This window comes from Rhodococcus sp. DMU2021 (genome assembly GCF_019641445.1).
Taxonomy (GTDB): Bacteria; Actinomycetota; Actinomycetes; order Mycobacteriales; family Mycobacteriaceae; genus Rhodococcus; species Rhodococcus pyridinivorans.
Genome location: NZ_JAIFKB010000095.1, coordinates 1 through 828, shown reverse-complemented (window position 1 = coordinate 828; position 828 = coordinate 1). Strand labels below are relative to the sequence as shown.

Sequence of the window (828 nt, the reverse complement as noted above, 5' to 3'; positions counted from 1 at the left end):
GGCAACGGGATCGTGCGCCTGCTCGACCATGACGAGAACAGCGCCACGCAGTTGCTCGAGCGGCTGGACGCGGCCCGGCCCCTGTCCTTGATCGCCGACGACACCACGGCCCTGCAGATCCTGGCCGAACTGATGGCACGGCTGACCTCAGTGCCTGCCCCGACGGGTCTGCGGCGGCTGTCCGACATCGCCGCCGCCATGCTCGACCAGGTCCCGCGGGCGGTGCCGGCCCTGCGCGACCCTGCCGAACAGAGGCTGGTGCGCACCTGCGCGTCCGCCGTGGCCGAGCTGATGGGCGAACCCGGCGACCGCCTGCTGCACTGGGATCTGCACTACGACAACGTTCTTGCCGGAGAGCGGGAACCCTGGCTGGCGATCGATCCCGAACCCCTGGCCGGCGACCCGGGATTCGAGTTGCTGCCCGCGCTGGACAATCGGTGGGATGAGGTCGAGGCCACCGGTGATGTGACTCGCGCGGTGCTCCGACGCTTCGACCTGCTGACCGAGGTCCTCGGTCTGGACCGGAACCGGGCGACCGGCTGGACCCTCGGCCGCGTGCTGCAGAACGCCCTATGGGAGGTCGAAGACGGAAAGGTGATGCTGGAACCCGTTCAGGTCGCCATTGCCACGGCCCTGCTGCGCCGGTGGTAGGAGCTCGCATGTCGAGGGGTCGTCATGCCGAGCGGGAACTCACAGCACTCGACAGCCTTCCCCACCTCACCCGAGCAGTGGTGCATGGCGATCTCGGTGCCGAAAACGTCCTATGGGAGTGGTCGCACGGCCTGCCGCACCTCTCCGGAGTACTCGACTGGGACGATGTCACACTCA

General features: G+C 68.4%; 1 protein-coding gene and 1 pseudogene. Both read left to right on the top strand.

Features of this window, described 5'->3' with window-relative positions:
• Positions 1 to 651, top strand: a 651-nt coding sequence (locus K3M35_RS25795; protein WP_220667291.1) for an aminoglycoside phosphotransferase family protein, incomplete at its 5' end; no start/stop codon positions are given.
• A gap of 26 nt (positions 652 to 677) precedes the next feature.
• A pseudogene (locus K3M35_RS26560) lies at positions 678 to 828 on the top strand (phosphotransferase); the annotation flags it as partial.